Source organism: Desulfobacula toluolica Tol2, from assembly GCF_000307105.1.
GTDB classification, from domain to species: Bacteria; Desulfobacterota; Desulfobacteria; order Desulfobacterales; family Desulfobacteraceae; genus Desulfobacula; species Desulfobacula toluolica.
Map to the genome: position 1 here is coordinate 4,919,406 of NC_018645.1, position 15,696 is coordinate 4,935,101.

The 15,696-nt window shown below is 44.3% G+C and carries 12 protein-coding genes; all 12 read left to right on the top strand.

Annotated features, from left to right (window positions below):
- The first annotated feature begins 19 nt into the window (after positions 1 to 19).
- The 12 genes from TOL2_RS22070 to TOL2_RS22125 all read left to right on the top strand — a co-directional run bounded on the left by TOL2_RS22070 (position 20) and on the right by TOL2_RS22125 (position 15,662).
- Positions 20 to 1,339: a thiamine pyrophosphate-dependent enzyme gene (locus TOL2_RS22070; RefSeq protein ID WP_014959497.1), complete on the top strand. Its 1,320-nt coding sequence runs from the start codon at positions 20 to 22 to the stop codon at positions 1,337 to 1,339.
- A 17-nt stretch (positions 1,340 to 1,356) separates the two neighbouring features.
- Positions 1,357 to 3,945 carry a molybdopterin-dependent oxidoreductase gene (locus TOL2_RS22075; protein ID WP_014959498.1) on the top strand — a complete coding sequence of 863 codons (2,589 nt, stop codon included), beginning with the start codon at positions 1,357 to 1,359 and terminating at the stop codon, positions 3,943 to 3,945.
- A 12-nt stretch (positions 3,946 to 3,957) separates the two neighbouring features.
- Entirely contained in the window at positions 3,958 to 4,575 is a 618-nt protein-coding gene (locus tag TOL2_RS22080; protein ID WP_014959499.1) for a 4Fe-4S dicluster domain-containing protein, read from the top strand.
- A gap of 25 nt (positions 4,576 to 4,600) precedes the next feature.
- Positions 4,601 to 5,482: a DmsC/YnfH family molybdoenzyme membrane anchor subunit gene (locus tag TOL2_RS22085; RefSeq protein WP_014959500.1), complete on the top strand. Its 882-nt coding sequence runs from the start codon at positions 4,601 to 4,603 to the stop codon at positions 5,480 to 5,482.
- Positions 5,483 to 5,639: 157 nt separating this feature from the next.
- Complete coding sequence (locus tag TOL2_RS22090) at positions 5,640 to 6,317, top strand: FmdE family protein (protein WP_014959501.1); 678 nt, start codon at positions 5,640 to 5,642, stop codon at positions 6,315 to 6,317.
- 264 nt (positions 6,318 to 6,581) lie between these two features.
- Positions 6,582 to 7,442 carry an FAD binding domain-containing protein gene (locus TOL2_RS22095; RefSeq protein ID WP_014959503.1) on the top strand — a complete coding sequence of 287 codons (861 nt, stop codon included), beginning with the start codon at positions 6,582 to 6,584 and terminating at the stop codon, positions 7,440 to 7,442.
- Positions 7,443 to 7,466: 24 nt separating this feature from the next.
- A complete protein-coding gene (locus TOL2_RS22100) occupies positions 7,467 to 7,940 on the top strand; it encodes a (2Fe-2S)-binding protein (RefSeq protein ID WP_014959504.1) in 474 nt (157 codons plus the stop codon).
- A gap of 14 nt (positions 7,941 to 7,954) precedes the next feature.
- The gene (locus tag TOL2_RS22105) at positions 7,955 to 10,363 is read left to right on the top strand and encodes a xanthine dehydrogenase family protein molybdopterin-binding subunit (protein WP_014959505.1); all 2,409 of its coding nucleotides are present in this window, start codon (positions 7,955 to 7,957) and stop codon (positions 10,361 to 10,363) included.
- 100 nt (positions 10,364 to 10,463) lie between these two features.
- On the top strand, positions 10,464 to 11,276 hold the full coding sequence (gene yqeB, locus TOL2_RS22110; protein WP_014959506.1) for a selenium-dependent molybdenum cofactor biosynthesis protein YqeB: 813 nt from the start codon (positions 10,464 to 10,466) through the stop codon (positions 11,274 to 11,276).
- 178 nt (positions 11,277 to 11,454) lie between these two features.
- A complete protein-coding gene (locus TOL2_RS22115; RefSeq protein WP_014959507.1) occupies positions 11,455 to 12,471 on the top strand; it encodes a molybdopterin-binding protein in 1,017 nt (338 codons plus the stop codon).
- Positions 12,472 to 12,481: 10 nt separating this feature from the next.
- Positions 12,482 to 14,380: a methyl-accepting chemotaxis protein gene (locus TOL2_RS22120; RefSeq protein ID WP_014959508.1), complete on the top strand. Its 1,899-nt coding sequence runs from the start codon at positions 12,482 to 12,484 to the stop codon at positions 14,378 to 14,380.
- 67 nt (positions 14,381 to 14,447) lie between these two features.
- Positions 14,448 to 15,662 carry a molybdopterin molybdotransferase MoeA gene (locus tag TOL2_RS22125; RefSeq protein WP_014959509.1) on the top strand — a complete coding sequence of 405 codons (1,215 nt, stop codon included), beginning with the start codon at positions 14,448 to 14,450 and terminating at the stop codon, positions 15,660 to 15,662.
- Positions 15,663 to 15,696: the final 34 nt, after the last annotated feature.

Here is a 15,696-nt window from a genome sequence, read left to right on the forward strand (position 1 = left end):
ATAAAAAGGAGATACGGTTTTGGGGAAAAGTTACTCAACCATAGCTTTTGATCCGGATAAATGTGACGGATGTGATGACTGTGTGAATGCCTGCGCTTTGATCTATGATGAAGAGGGGTCCATTGAAAATTCACGCATTCAGCTTGCAAAAGATGAAAATAAAAAATTTGGACTGGCCTTGTGCCGCCAGTGTGCTGAACCTGAATGTGTTCAGAATTGTCCTGTGGGAGCGCTTTCCAAAGACCCGGATACAGGTGTTATTTCTTGCAATGACTCTTGTATCGGCTGTAAAATCTGCACGCTCAGCTGTGCTTATGCAGGCATTACGATCAATGCCATTACAAAAAGGGTCATGAAATGCGATCTTTGTGGCGGAGATCCTGCATGCACAAAGGCATGTGAAAAAGGCGCATTGAAATTTCTTAAAAACAATGAAATGTTCAAATCCTGGGGCGATAAAGAAGATCTTGTTGCCCCTGGCATTTCATCTTGTCTAGGGTGTAATACAGAGCTTGTTTTCAGGCATACCTTAAGAAAAGTCGGTTCAAACACCATACTTGCCATTCCTCCCGGATGTACTGCCGGAGTCGGGGCTGTCGGTGTTAATGGGGTTACGGCCACAAAGGTGCCGTCCTTTCATCCTCTGCTGACCAATACATCCTCAATGCTTGCGGGGATAAAAAGATATTATAACAGAATAGGACGGGATATAACCATGATGGCCTTTGCCGGAGACGGCGGAACCGCAGATGTCGGTTTCCAGTCTCTGTCCGGTGCTGCGGAACGCGGTGAACAGATGATTTATATCTGTATCGATAATGAAGGCTACATGAATACCGGTGTGCAAAGATCAAGCACAACACCTTATGGCGCATGGACAACCACTACGCCGGTCGGATCTGCGTTAAAAGGCAAAACCCGCGATGCCAAATATCTTCCTATCATTATGATGATGCATAATTGCGAGTATGTTGCAACGGCTTCGACATCTTTTATGGATGATTATTACGAGAAGCTGGACAAGGCCTATGAGGCCTCAAAAAAAGGAATGGCATATCTGCATGTGTTTTCTCCATGTCCAACGGGTTGGCGGTTTCCGCCGGAAAAACTCATTGAGGTTGGAAGAAAGGCAGTCGAATCCAATATTGTGCCTTTATGGGAATATACAAATGCAACAAAAAAACTTGAGTTTACTCACCCTGTGGATGATCCGGTTTCGATAAAAGATTATCTTTTTCTGATTGGTAAATACAAGCATCTTGATGAAGCCCAGCTTGAATTTATTGAACAGAATAGAGACAGAAGAATCGAGATGCTTAAAAATATATCAAACTCATAAAAAAAAGGAAACGGGAGATGTATGAAAACGCTGTACAGAATTCTGTAAAACCCGGCAAATGGATTAATTCAACCTGTAAAATGTGCCTTCACTCATGCAGCATAAGAGTTCATGTCACCGATGACGGCGTGGTGAACAAGATTGAGGGAAATCCAACAAACCCGAGCAATGAATGCGGACTTTGTCCAAAAGGCAATTCTGCGCTTATGAGGCTTTATGATCCTCAACGCATTAAAACCCCTATGAAACGAACCAATCCGAGAAAAGGTCCGGATGATGATCCTGGATGGGTACCTATTTCATGGGACGAAGCCTTGGATATTGTCGGCAAGGAGCTGAAGAAAACCTTTGATGATGATCCCAGAAAATTGCTGCCGGCAATTAATGATTTTCACAAACTTTATTTGTGGGGATGGCCTGCTGCCTTTGGCGGAAATAACAATTATTTTTCGGTTGTGGGAACCTTATGTGGTGGCGGTTATCATCCCATGAACGGTTTTATCCACTCTACCTTTGCCGCAGGGAATGACTCTGATTATTGCAATTACTGGATCAATAACGGTGGTTGCGACGGTTTTTCTTCCCATCTCCATGTGGCAGGTGCGGCACGCCATATGGCCAGAGCCCGTGCCAGGGGCATGAAACTGGTCTCCGTAGACCCGAGACTATCCACATCCGCTGCAAAATCAGATGAGTGGATTCCCATCAGGCCGGCAACAGACAGGCATTTTGCACTGGGCCTGTGTTATGTGATGATTTCTGAAAACCTCTATGATGCCAAATTTTTAAAAAAAGACACCAATGCGGTTTATCTGGTGGGACCGGACGGCTTTTTTGTAAGGAATAAAGATAAAAAACCATATGTGTGGGATTCCGTTGAAAATAAAGCAAAAACTTATGATGATAAAACCATTAAAGACTATGCCCTTGAAGGAGAATACGAGGTTGAGGGCGTAAAAGCATCTCCTGCCTTTCAGATATTTAAGAATCATATAAAGAACTGCACCCCGGACGAGGTCTCTCAGATCACCACGATTCCGGCAAAGGATATCCAGCGCATCGCAAGGGAATTTGCCAAAGCAGCCTCTATCGGGTCTAAAATAGAGATTGATGGAAAAGAACTGCCGCTGAGACCTGCCGGTTATAATTATTATAGGGGAGCCCAGGGACATAAAAGCGGAACCATGAGCAACCATGCATATAAACTGGTGAATTTTCTGGTGGGAAGCATTGATGCACCCGGTGGCCATGTTGGTTTTACTCTGGATGATGTTATGATTGACAGAGGACATATCTGGGAAGGAGAAGGCGGACAGATCAAAACCACTCCCCATCAGCTTGGTCCTGGAGTGCCCTTTGCCTATCCGCCAAATACCGCACATTTAATGGATTATTTCCCCGTTGGAGTTCATACCGGCCATCTGATCGCTGAAACTTTTTTTGACCCTAAAAAATGGGGAATGGATTTTCAACCGGACACTATGCTGATTTGTCATTCCAACCCATTGTGGAACATGAACGGGCCCCAGGATAAATATTTTGCGATCATGCGAAGCATGCGGTTTATAGTTGCCATAGATATTCTGCTCAATGAAAGTACTGTGTGGGCGGATGTGGTTCTTCCAACCCTTGATAACCTTGAACGCTGGAACATGACGATGATCGAACCGACCGTTACGGAAGGACCTTGTCTGACACAGCCGATTATCAAACCGCTGTATGATGTAAAGAGTGAAGAGGAAATTTTCAACGAAATTTCAGAAAGAGTCGGCATCCTTGATCAATGGAATGAAGTTCAAAATTTTGCAAATATGTTTTTTGAAAAACCTGAACTTATGCTCAAGCCCGGGGTGAAATATTCGGATAAGGATATTGCTGAAAGAAAAGGCAAATTGTGGGACAACAAAGACCTTGAGTGGTTTAAACAAAAAGGTCATGCAGTCACAAAGAGACAGCCGGATAAATTCTACCGTCCATGGGAAGGTCAGAGAATTCATTTTTATCTTGAAGATGTTCTTAAAGAAAAGAAACAGCTTCAGGAAAAAATGAAAAAAGCAAAGGTTCCCTTTTACGATATCTGGCAATGGGATGATTACCAGGGAGTTCCAACTGATGTTTTGGATCCCATTCACAAAGAAGCAGCTGAATTTGATATGTATGCCATCAGTTTTAAAGACGTCCAGATAAATTTCGGCGAAAGTCTAAGTATCCCATGGATTTCTGATATTGTGCGCAAAGATCCTGTTCACATGGGAATTTTGATCAACACCAAAACCGCTGAAAAGCGGGGGATCGGCAATGGGGATCTGATGAAGGTCACCTCTCCTTATGGCACCATTATGGGGCTTGCCAGATTAACAGAAGGGGTTCACCATGAAACAATTGCTGTTTCCAACGCATTGACACGATGGACCGGCTACCATGCCGTGGTAAAAGCCGGTGGCGGACATTTTAACAAACTTCTTCCGGCAAACCTTGAAAACACATGCGCATGCAGCGGACAAATGGAAGCGGCCGCAAAGGTAAAGGTGGAGTTTTTCAGGAAGAATCCCAATGATGGACAAGTCGTTGAAAGTGAATTTTCAAAATATCGTTATGAAAAATGAAGGAGGTGACATATGACTGTAAAATGGGGAATGGTATTGGATTTAAAACGATGCATTGGATGTAATGCCTGTACAGTAGCCTGTAAACAGGAGAACAGTGTTCCAGCCGGCATCAATTGGACGGAAACCCTGAGTGAAGAGATAGGCACATATCCCAACGTGACACGGGCCTATATTCCCACCACCTGCAACCATTGTGAAGACGCCCCTTGCGCCAGGGTATGTCCCACCGGGGCAACCTATATTACAGATGACGGAATCGTGCTGGTGGACGATAATAAATGCATAGGGTGCGGTGCCTGTATAACGGCTTGCCCGTATAAAAAAAGAGCGAAACTTGCTAAAGAACCGTTTGAAAAAGGACTCTATACCGCCGGGGAAATTACGCCTTTTGAAGTTCAGGGTTATACACGATTTACCGTTGGTACGGCTGTAAAATGCACCTTCTGCCATGAAAGGGTGAACCAGGGGCTTGATCCGGCCTGCGTTGTTACATGCCCGACAGAGGCACGGATTTTTGGTGATCTTAATGACCCTGAAAGTAAACCGCGCAAGCTGATTCAGGCCAGAAAGGGTTATCAAGCGTTGTCAGAGCTGAATACCAAACCAAAAGTTTTTTATGTGGATTAACAGGGAAACTAAGCAGGAGAAAATTATGAGTTCAAGAACGTATGATATCGTGGGGGACGATTTTAGAGTAGGATATAGAAAGCAGAACGCATGGGGTTGGAAAATAGCCCTCGCATTTTTCTTTGGTGATGTGGGAGCAGGAACTTTCTTTGTTTCGGCATTTTATGATTACATGCCGGGTCTGATTTTTGGTTGGATTCTCACCACTTTTTTTAAACCAACAGCGCTTTTCATGCATTTAGGACAACCGAAAAGGTTCTGGCGAGCCATTACAAATCTGCGCACTGCTTGGATCAGCCGAGGTGTTCTGGGCGCGATTCTTTTCACGGGGTTTGGATTCTTTCATATGATAAATCTGAAATGGGCTGTTTTCGGCTCTTTTGCAGGAGGCCTTGTGTTCTTTCTGGCCATGCTGGGTTGTTTTATCGTGATGATTTATCTGGGATATGTGTTGTCCCATTCTCCTTCCATTCCGCTTTGGAATAGCGGTTTAATGCCGGTGATATGTCTTGTGTATGGACTTATGGGCGGGGTAACCGTGACGATCCTTTTTGGTGGCAACTCCCTTGATCCCAGTGCATTGCAAATGCTGAAAACAATTGAGTTGATTCTCATTGGAATTACCGCTGTAAGCATTGTAAGCATGCTTCATGGTGCAGCGTATCAAAGCAGCACCGGCATGGCAACCATTCTGCAATTACTTTTTGGAGAATATGCAAAATGGTTCTTGGGGTACGTTGTGCTGGTAGGTATTATCGGTGCAGGACTTTTGGCATTAACCGGTTCCATATCGGTTTTTGTGCTGCTCCTTGTGGCTGTCATGGAGTTGATCGGAGATTTTGGACTTAAGATGGTATTGTTTAAATCGGCTCTATATTCTCCGCCGCTTACTCATTCCATGGTTTAACAGGATACAGTTAACTTGAAAGAGATCTGCCTTGGGCGGCTCTTCGAGAATTTTTCGAAGAGCCGCCAGGTGGTTTGTTCTATAGGTATCCGGACAAAAACAATTTTTGCTGATAAGCGGATAAAAATATTGAGGTTTAAATATTAGGAGAAAGTAGATGTCTCTTCGAAAAAATTTTGAAACCCTTTTAAATGAATCGGCCATAATACATGGACATTTATGTTCAGGTCAGGTGATCGGCGTTCGCATGGCCATACTCGGGTGTCGCCTGATTGGGCTGGATGATCCCCGGTCCCATACTCAAATAAAAAAGCTCATTGTCTACCTTGAAATGGATCGGTGCGCAGGGGATGCCGTGGCCCATGTAACAGGCGTAAAGCTGGGCAGGCGGAGTTTGAAATTTATGAATTACGGAATTATGGCAGCCACATTTCTCAACCTTGAAACCCAGAAAGCCTTCCGGATCATATCCACAGAAGAATCAAGAGATCTTGCACAATTTTATGCGCCGGAAATTGAAGGAAAAGCAGCCCAGCAACTTGCGGCGTACAAGCGCATGCCGGACTATGTTCTGTTCAGGGTTCAGGAGGTAAATACCTTTCTTAAAGATTACGACATGCCCGGCCCGACCCGCAGTAAAACCATATGCAGCCGGTGCGGCCAGGTGGTAAGGGATCATCGCGAGGTAATGATTGACAATATGCCTGTCTGCCGACCATGCACGGAAAAGGTCTATTTTTCAGATCCCCATGAAATATCAATGGGAGATATGGATTGGGCCCCGGTAAACAAGAACACTGTTTTAGACACCCATATGATGGAAAACCAAAATTAAAAACAAGCTTAAATAAAACACCTCAAAAGGATTCCCACCAAAGAATCTTTACATGAACTGGGTTTGGATTATGTGAGCAACGATTTTGAAAAGCGGGGGCTATTAACTGAGAATGAAGATCTGCCTTCTACGGAAGAATACCAGGAAAATACTGGTAAACATGAAGGACTAACCAACAGATGACTGCATTGGATTAGTTATGCTTGAAAGATATTGTTCCATAAGCCATTTTTAAATAACTTAATTTAACAGGAGGCAAAAACAGTGAGTAGCAGAATTTTACCAAAATTTGAATTGTTCATGCCGGAAAGTATCGAGCAGGTTGTTGATTGTCTTGGCAAGCATGGCAATAACGCTGCCGTTATGGCAGGCGGAACCGACTTGATGGTTCGTATGAAATCCGGGTTTTCCCCGGAGTATGTTGTCAGCCTTTCCAATGTGCCGGGGCTTGACCATGTTATATATGATGAAGATAAGGGATTGACCATCGGAGCGATGGCAACCTTAAATCAGGTGCTTGAATCCCAGGATGTTAAAGACAACTATCCGGCTCTCCATAAATCAGCCTATGAAAATGGAACGGAGCAGACACGTAATGTTGCCACTGTTGTTGGAAATATTTTAAATGCCTCTCCGGCAGGGGATTGTGCATGTGCGATCCTTGCATTAGGAGGATATGTTGTCCTGCATGGTCCTGATGGCAGTCGTCAGGTTAATATTGACGATTTCTGGATTAATTATCGTGAAACGGAAAAGAAAACTGATGAATTTGCAGTAGAAGTTGTTATCCATCCCTCGAAAAACAGTAAATCTTCTTTCTCTGCTTTAACCAGAACTAAAAAAGATCTGGCAAAAATAAATGCGGCAGCTGCCATTACAATGGAAAAAAACATCTGCTCCAAGGCCCGCCTGGCAATGGGGGCCGTTGGCCCGACCCATATCCGCCTCAAAAAATGTGAAGCCTTGTTGGAAGGGCATGAAATTAATGACGACATCCTTGAAAGGATTGTTGAACTTGCCCCAACAGAGATAAATCCCATTGATGATGTTCGTTCCTCTGCAGAATACAGGCGCAGCGTTTCAGGTGTTTTAATGAAAAAAGTCATTAAAGAAATTTTGAGTTAAACTCAAGAAAAAGGGATGTATGAAATGAAAACATGTGATATTACGCTTTTTGTCAATAAAGAACAATACAGCATGACCATTCCTGTGAACAGAACTCTTCTCCAGGTACTCAGGGATGATTTGGAGCTTATGGGAACAAAATATGGTTGCGGAACAGGAGAGTGCGGTTCCTGTACAGTCCTTATGGACGATAAACCTATTCTATCCTGCCTGACACTGGCTGCGGTTATGCACAAAAAAAATATAACCACCATCGAAGGCCTTGAGGAGGATGGTGTTTTGCATCCTGTCCAAGAGGCTTTTGTTGAAAAAAATGCGGTTCAATGCGGATTCTGCACACCAGGCATGATTATGAAATCCACGGCTTTGCTGGCAAAAAACTCAAACCCCACAGAGGCTGAAATCAGAAGTCATCTGGAAGGAAATATTTGTCGCTGCACAGGCTATGTGAAAATCATTGATGCTGTTCAATATGCCAGCAAACAAATGGACAAGTAAAAGGAGGATTTCCCATGGCTTCTATTATAGGCAAACGAATTCCAAAAATTGATGCAAAAGCAAAAGTGACGGGCCGGGCGGCTTATGCGGGTGATCTTAAATTCCCGGGAATGCTGTATGGAAAAGTTGTTCGGTGTATGAAGTATGCCCATGCCAGGGTGTTAAATCTTGATATATCTGAAGCGCAAAAAGTTCCCGGGGTTGTGAAGATTCTCGGTCCGGATGATGTGACGCAAAAGAAATATTCAAACTGGGTGATTGATCTCTTTTACCCGAAAAACTTTGCTGAGCTTGTAGGTGATCTTGATGATCAAAACATATTTACAAACCATGTGAGACACCAGGGGGATGCCATTTGCGGAATCATCGCAAGAACCGAAGAGCTTGCGGAAGCTGCGGCAAAACTGATCAAGGTTGAATATGAAGAACTTCCTGTTTATCACACGGCAACACAGGCAAAAAATGAGGAAGCTTTTCAGATTGATTCCCAAAAACCGGGCAACTTGGCATTTGAGCTGCCTGAACAGGTTTTTCCCGGCAATACTTATGGCTGGGGCGATGCGGAAGAATTGATGAAAGAGGCCGATCTGGTGGTTGAAGATACTTTTTATGTACCAAAGGTAAAGCAATGCCAGATGGAAAACCACACCTATATTTCACTTTATGACGATGAAGGCAGAATGAACTGCTGGTCCTCCACCCAGATGCCCAAGCCGGTCCAAAAAAAGATTTCAGACCTGTTTGAACTTCCAATGAATAAGGTTAAGGTTAATCAGACCATTATTGGCGGTGCTTTTGGGGTGAAGCTGGGGATGATCATGGAACCTGAGGCCTGTGCCATGGCAATGAGTGTGCCCGGAAAGTATGTTAAGGTCTCTGCCTTAAGGGAAGAAGACTGGCTAATGTCCGAAAGCCGCCATCCGGGAGAATACTCAATTAAGATCGGACTGAAAAATGATGGCACTCCAATTGCCTGCACGGCAAATTTTTTAACCAATGGGGGCGGGTATTACAGCCATTCTTCCGGAGCGCCTGCCGTGGCCGGAACCTGGATGATCGGAATGTACAAATTTGCGGCCTGTAATTTCAAATGCCAGCGATACTATACCAACCAGATGAACTGCGGTGCATTCAGGGGGTATGGAAATCCCCAGACTAATTTTGTTTTGGAACAGATCATTGACCGGGCCTTGAAAAAACTGGATATTGATCCTGTGGAATGGAGGCGAGAATGGCATAAAACCACCGGTGATGACGGATGGATGCTTGGGGTTCCCTATTCTTCTTGTGCCCTTGATGCCTGTCTCGACCAGGGTGCTGAATCGTTTGGCTGGTTCGAAAAACGCAATAAATACAAGACACAGACCGGGACAAAAAGAAGAGGGATCGGGGTTGCAGTCATGAACCATACAAGCGGTGCCTTTCCGTTTCTCCATGAACACACCACATGTACTGTTAAGCTTAATGAAGATGCTTCCGCAGAAATCATAACATCGGCATCTGACCTGGGCACAGGTGCCCACACAGCCTTACAGCAAATCGCAGCAGAAACACTGGGGTTTGACTTAGAGAAGGTACATATGAAGGTTGGAGACTCGGATGCTGCAGGCTATGATATCGGCGCCCATGCCAGCCGTACTATTTATGTGGCAGGCCTTGCCGTACTAAAGGCGTGTAATGATGCAAAAGATCAAATCCTTGAAAAGGCAGCCATCAGCCTTGAAACTGATAAGGAGGCTCTTGAAATAATTGATCAAAAGGTCTGTGTTAAGAAAGATCCGAATACCTTCATCTCAGTGGAGCAAATATGCTATGAAGGTGTTAACGCTTTTCTTGACGGTGCTACAGGTCAAAGAATAGGTACCCCGGGACAAATCCAGGGATATTCAAGCCATTATGCCGAACATAATTCTCCCCCGTTTGCAGCGTGTTTTGTTGAAGTTGAAGTGGACACGCAAACAGGCGAAGTGGCAGTGATTGAAGTTGTAAGTTCTCATGATATAGGCAAGGCCATCCATCCGCCATCGGTTGAAGGCCAACTGGAAGGCGGTGTACACCAGGGCCTTGGAATGGTTCTTACTGAAGAGACCTATTATAATGAAAAAGGGCTTTGCGTGAATAATAATTTCACTGATTATAAAATGTTCGGACCTTCAGATATGCCTGTCTGCAAATCCATACTGGTTGAAGAACCTGATCCTATAGGGCCATACGGCGCAAAAAGTTGCGGCGAATCCGGACTTGTAGCTCCTACAGGTGCGACTGCAAACGCAGTTTATAATGCCATCGGCATCCAGTTCACCGGCGCACCCATTACGGCGGAAAAAATACTGAAAGCTATTAAGGAATTCGGCATTGATTCCGATACCATCCTTCCATTCGGATATGGTTGCGAGGACAATGATATCCCGAATTTAAAATAAAGAAAGGTGGCTTAAAAAGAAGGATTAGTCCCTGTTCATTCTGTCAACAGGATTTGGATGGGATGAACAGGCTCACCAAGATTATTTTAATGGAGAACCAATGGACCGTAAACTTATACTCATGCGTGGTGGTGGAGACTTGGGTTCTGCAGTTGCACACAAACTTTACAGGTGCGGCTTCAGAGTTGTTATTTCAGAGGTTGAAAATCCTCTGGTGGTCAGAAGAACCGTTTCTTATGCCCAGGCGGTGATAGAAGGTGAATCCATAGTTGAAGGCGTAAAGGCTGTTCTTGTTAAAACCCAGGATGATATTATTCCAGCCATATCCCATGGCGATATTCCTGTTTTTATTGATCCTCAATTAGATATCATTGAGCGCTTGAAACCCTATGCCGTTATTGATTCAACCATGTCAAAAAAAAACAGGGGCATGAACATTCAAATGGCGCCCCTTACCCTGGCCCTTGGTCCAGGATTTAAAGCAAAAGAGGATGTCGATGCCGTTATAGAAACCAAACGAGGCCATTTCCTGGGCAGGATAATCTACAATGGCCAGGCCATCGCCAATACAGGTATTCCCGAGAGTGTCAACGGCTATGGCAAAGAGAGGGTTCTAAGGGCTCCTTGCCAGGGAACTGTAATGCATAAACGGGAAATAGGAGATTTTATAAATAAAGGTTGCGTCATCTGTTCTGTTAACAACGAGCCGGTTAAAGCTCCTTTTGATGGAATGCTGAGAGGATTGATCATGCAAGGCGCAAGCGTTAAAAAAGGGTTGAAAATAGGGGATGTTGATCCAAGATGCAAAAAGGAGTATTGTTACAGCTTCTCGGATAAGGCCCGGGCTGTTGCCGGGGGCGTGCTTGAGGCGGTTCTGCATCATTTACATCATGCAAGAATACCCAATCAATAAAATACAATTAACTCAGGGATAAAGCCTTGCAGGGGCGATTGCTGTATTCCTTGGAATGACGGTAATCTGCCTTTCTGATTGATCGTTTTGGTAATTTTTTAAAGCGAGGTCATTAATGTTAATACTCAAGCCGTAACCCGACGGGGGTACGACCTGAGGGAAAAGAAGGAATCAGGTTATGCAAAGCGTCACCGTAGAAGAATCCATAGGAATGGTGCTATGCCACGACATCACGAGAATTGTTCCGGACCTGTTTAAAGGCAGAGCGTTTAAAAAGGGACATGTCATCAGGGAGGAGGATATTCCCAGGCTCCTGGAGTTGGGAAAGGAACATATCTATGTCCAAAGCTTTGACGGCAGTGTTCATGAAAATGATGCGGCACAGCGTATTGCGCGGGCTGCTGCGGGGAACGGGTTGACACTTTCAGAACCCTACGAGGGAAAAGTATCGTTTACCGCAAAGACAGACGGCCTGTTGAAAGTCAATATTGATGCGGTAAACAGGATGAACGATATCCAGGATATCATGTTCGCGACCCTTCAATCAAATCACCAGGTGGCTGCGGGGACTTCCCTTGCAGGGACAAGGATCATCCCCCTTTCCACTGATGAGGCGAAGGTTGAGGCTGTGGAACAGATCTGCAGGGCCGCATTTCCAGTAATTGAAATCAAGCCTTTTGCCCGGTTGAGAGTCGGCATGGTCACCACGGGAAACGAGGTGTACAAAGGCCTTATCAAAGATGGTTTCGGTCCCGTGGTCCGGAAAAAATTTGATGCGCTGGGAAGCGTCGTATCCCGGCAGATATTTGTTCCCGATGATATTGAAATGACTGTTGCGGCCGTTCATGAACTTCTGGACGAAGGTGCAGAGATGATAGCGGTGACCGGCGGGATGTCCGTGGATCCGGACGATCTGACCCCGGCATCCATAAAAGCCGCCGGCGGACGGATCATAAGCTATGGTGCGCCTGTCCTGCCCGGAGCCATGTTCCTTCTGGCCTATATCGGAGATGTGCCCGTGGTGGGTCTGCCCGGATGTGTCATGTATCACAAGGCCAGCATATTTGATCTGATCGTGCCCCGGCTTCTTGCCGGTGAAACAGTAGAAAGATCCGACATCACAGCCATGGGACATGGCGGATTCTGCTCCAGTTGCGAGCATTGCCGATATCCGTTATGCGGATTCGGCAAATAAGAGGGTAAAAATGTTTAAAAATATGAAAATCGGAACAAAAATTGTAGGCGGTTTTTTTATCGGCATTCTTTTGTCAGTTATAATTGGTGTTACAGGTGTGTACAATATCAGTAAAATCGGCGATATTGTTAACCGTCTGGCAACACAGGGAATTCCTGAAACATCTGCTGTGATTGAGACTGAGCGGGCCACTTGGCATACCCATATTCTGTCCTATGAATTTGATCTAAAACAAGACAAACAAAGTAAAAAAGAATGGATCAGCCAGCGCGAAGAGATAAAAAAAGGCCTTGATAAACTTGAGCCCATTGCCACGGCTTTAAATCATAAGGACATATTAAAGTCAGTTAATGATATTAAAAAGATGCTGGGGGAGTATTCAAAGATCAGTGAAGAATACACATCCCTGGCCCTGAAAAATAAAGAAATCGAAAAAAACCTGAAAACCGGCGCTTCCATTGTTGCCAAACATTGGCTTGATTATATTCTGGATCAGAATATGAAAATAGAACGATCAATTGAAAATCGGGAGCTTGATGATATTATTATAAGGGTAGACATGATCAAAATAGCCAACGATGGTATGAATTTTTTTAATGAGATCATAAAAAACCAATACCTTTATACTATTTACCAGGAGGATGAACAGGCCCTGGCAATAAACTCCAACATCAGCAAACTTATTGGTATTGCTAATAGTGTAATCAACATGTCTATAGATTCGGCAAATGTTGAAACGGGTGAAGCAATACTTTCTGATACGGAAAAAGCGGAGAAACTGTTTGAAGTCTGGGTACTAAACAAGAAAAGGCAGGCAGAGCTTCTATCCTGGCTGGATAAAAATGTCAGGGCAATTGTCAACCTTACCACTAAAACAGCATTAGAAGCGGATAAGGCTGCCTATGACATGGGAATTTCCACCGCAGGGCTTGTATTCAATTTAAGGATGCTTCTTTCCATCATAATAGCCTGCTCCGTTATCATCGGTTTGGGTTTGGCCTTTTTTATCACCAGGGGCATCACCAAACCATTGAATATGCTTATTAACGGTTTGCAGAAAGGGGCGGACCAGGTTTCTTCCGCTTCGACCCAGGTTTCATCTTCAAGCCAGTCCCTTGCAGAAGGCGCTTCGCAACAGGCAGCCTCCATTGAAGAGACATCTTCATCAATGGAAGAAATGTCTTCAATGACCAAGAAAAACGTTGAAAACATCAAAGAAGCCCAGAATAAAATGGTTGAAGCCGGCCAGATTGTGGTTAATGCCAATAAAAATCTGGAAGAAATGATTGGCGCTATAAATGAGATCACAAAGTCTAGTGAGGAAACCAGCAATATAATTAAGACCATTGATGAAATAGCTTTTCAAACCAATTTACTTGCGTTAAACGCTGCAGTTGAGGCTGCCCGGGCAGGAGAAGCCGGTGCAGGCTTTGCCGTTGTTGCAGATGAAGTGAGAAATCTTGCCATGAGGGCTGCAGAAGCTGCAAAAAACACATCTGAATTAATTGACGGGACGGTTAAAGCAGTTAAAAAAGGCAATGAACTCACAAAGAGAACCCAGGAAGCATTTAAGGCAAATGTAGACATTTCCATGAAAATCGGAGAACTTGTTGATGAAATTTCAGGGGCATCTGATGAGCAGGCCAATGGTATTGAACAGGTGAATACCTCCATTGCGGAAATGGACAAAATTGTCCAGCAGAATGCAGCCAATGCCGAAGAATCCGCCTCTGCATCCGAAGAGATGAGTGCCCAGGCAGAGCAGCTAAAGGAATATGTCAGCGATCTTGTTATTATGACAAACGGCGAAAAAAACAGAAAACACACAGCATTTCCAAAAGAAAAATGCCTCATTCCACCTCCCATCCAAGTCCGGCAAGTAAAAATAAAAAACTTTCATACAAGGTAAGCGAAGTCAGACCGGACCAGGTAATCCCTTTTGATGATAACGATATATCAAATTGGAGACCAAAACAATGAAAACGAGCTTGATCGGCTATCAGGAAGCAATTCAGCTTATACTATCAAATATTACACCACTGAAAAGTGAAACTGTGTCTTTGACCGAATATGACGACAGGGTGATTGCCGGGAATCTTAATGCGTTGGTGAATTCACCCTCTGTGAACGCATCCATGAAAGATGGGTATGCCATCAGATCAAGCGATATTGCTCACGCCACTTCTGAAAATCCGGTTCAACTCAAGATCAATGGTATGGCGACTGCCGGAAACCAGTGCAAGCAAAGTGTTAAGACTGGAACCGCTGTTCGAATTCTGACCGGTGCTAAAATCCCTAAAGGTGCCAATGCGGTTGTGGCAGAAGAATTTACTGCTTCAAGTAAAGATGTGGTCACTGTAAAAAAGCATTCAGAGCCAGGTCGAAACATTCTTCCAAAAGGTTGTGATGCGGCATTCAATGATCGAATATGCAGCAGGGGGGAGCGATTGTCCCCAGGGAAAATGGGATATTTGGCGGCATCAGGCCACAACAAAATTCCCGTGTTAAAAAAACCCGATATAGCCATCATTGCAACAGGTGATGAGATGGTGACGCCTGGCTGTCCTCTGCCGGAGGGCAAGCTGTTTGCCAGCAACTTGATCACTTTGAATGCCTGGTGCCGACGCTATGGCATGAAAACATCCATGGAAATTGTGAAAGACAAACCAGAGGCAATCTTAAAAACACTGAAACAAGCTGTCAAAACACATGATACAATTTTAACCAGCGGTGGAGCATGGACCGGAGACCGGGATTTTGTGGTAAAAATTTTGCAACGGCTGGGATGGAAACAGATTTTTCACCGGGTCAGAATAGGTCCGGGAAAAGCAGTTGGTTTTGGTCTTCTTAATGAAAAGCCAATCTTTGTTCTTCCAGGTGGTCCTCCATCCAATCTGTTGGCATTTCTTCAGATCGCTTTACCCGGAATCTTAAAACTCGGCGGTTACAGTTCAACAACATTGCCAAAAATCCAAGTGAAGCTTGAGGACACTATTATAAACCAAGATATTGAATGGACGCAATTTATCTTTGGTATTTTTAAGAAAGGAAATGGTCATACCCATTTCAGACCCATTAAACTCAAAAGCCGGCTTCAAACCATAGCAAAAGCAGAAGGAATTCTTATCCTTCCCGAGGGAACGATAAAAATTCCAGTCGGATCAATCGTGCCGGTGCAACTCCTGATTTAAACTTTCTTCCATATTTTTTATTTATTGATCTTAA

What these genes read in the sequence shown, in the direction of transcription:
- TOL2_RS22075 (WP_014959498.1), top strand. Translation starts at nt 1,357, where the DNA reads ATGTATGAAAACGCTGTACAGAATTCTGTAAAACCCGGCAAATGGATT.
- TOL2_RS22080 (WP_014959499.1), top strand. Translation starts at nt 3,958, where the DNA reads ATGACTGTAAAATGGGGAATGGTATTGGATTTAAAACGATGCATTGGA.
- TOL2_RS22085 (WP_014959500.1), top strand. Translation starts at nt 4,601, where the DNA reads ATGAGTTCAAGAACGTATGATATCGTGGGGGACGATTTTAGAGTAGGA.
- TOL2_RS22090 (WP_014959501.1), top strand. Translation starts at nt 5,640, where the DNA reads ATGTCTCTTCGAAAAAATTTTGAAACCCTTTTAAATGAATCGGCCATA.
- TOL2_RS22100 (WP_014959504.1), top strand. Translation starts at nt 7,467, where the DNA reads ATGAAAACATGTGATATTACGCTTTTTGTCAATAAAGAACAATACAGC.
- TOL2_RS22105 (WP_014959505.1), top strand. Translation starts at nt 7,955, where the DNA reads ATGGCTTCTATTATAGGCAAACGAATTCCAAAAATTGATGCAAAAGCA.
- yqeB (WP_014959506.1), top strand. Translation starts at nt 10,464, where the DNA reads ATGGACCGTAAACTTATACTCATGCGTGGTGGTGGAGACTTGGGTTCT.
- TOL2_RS22115 (WP_014959507.1), top strand. Translation starts at nt 11,455, where the DNA reads ATGCAAAGCGTCACCGTAGAAGAATCCATAGGAATGGTGCTATGCCAC.
- TOL2_RS22120 (WP_014959508.1), top strand. Translation starts at nt 12,482, where the DNA reads ATGTTTAAAAATATGAAAATCGGAACAAAAATTGTAGGCGGTTTTTTT.
- TOL2_RS22125 (WP_014959509.1), top strand. Translation starts at nt 14,448, where the DNA reads ATGAAAACGAGCTTGATCGGCTATCAGGAAGCAATTCAGCTTATACTA.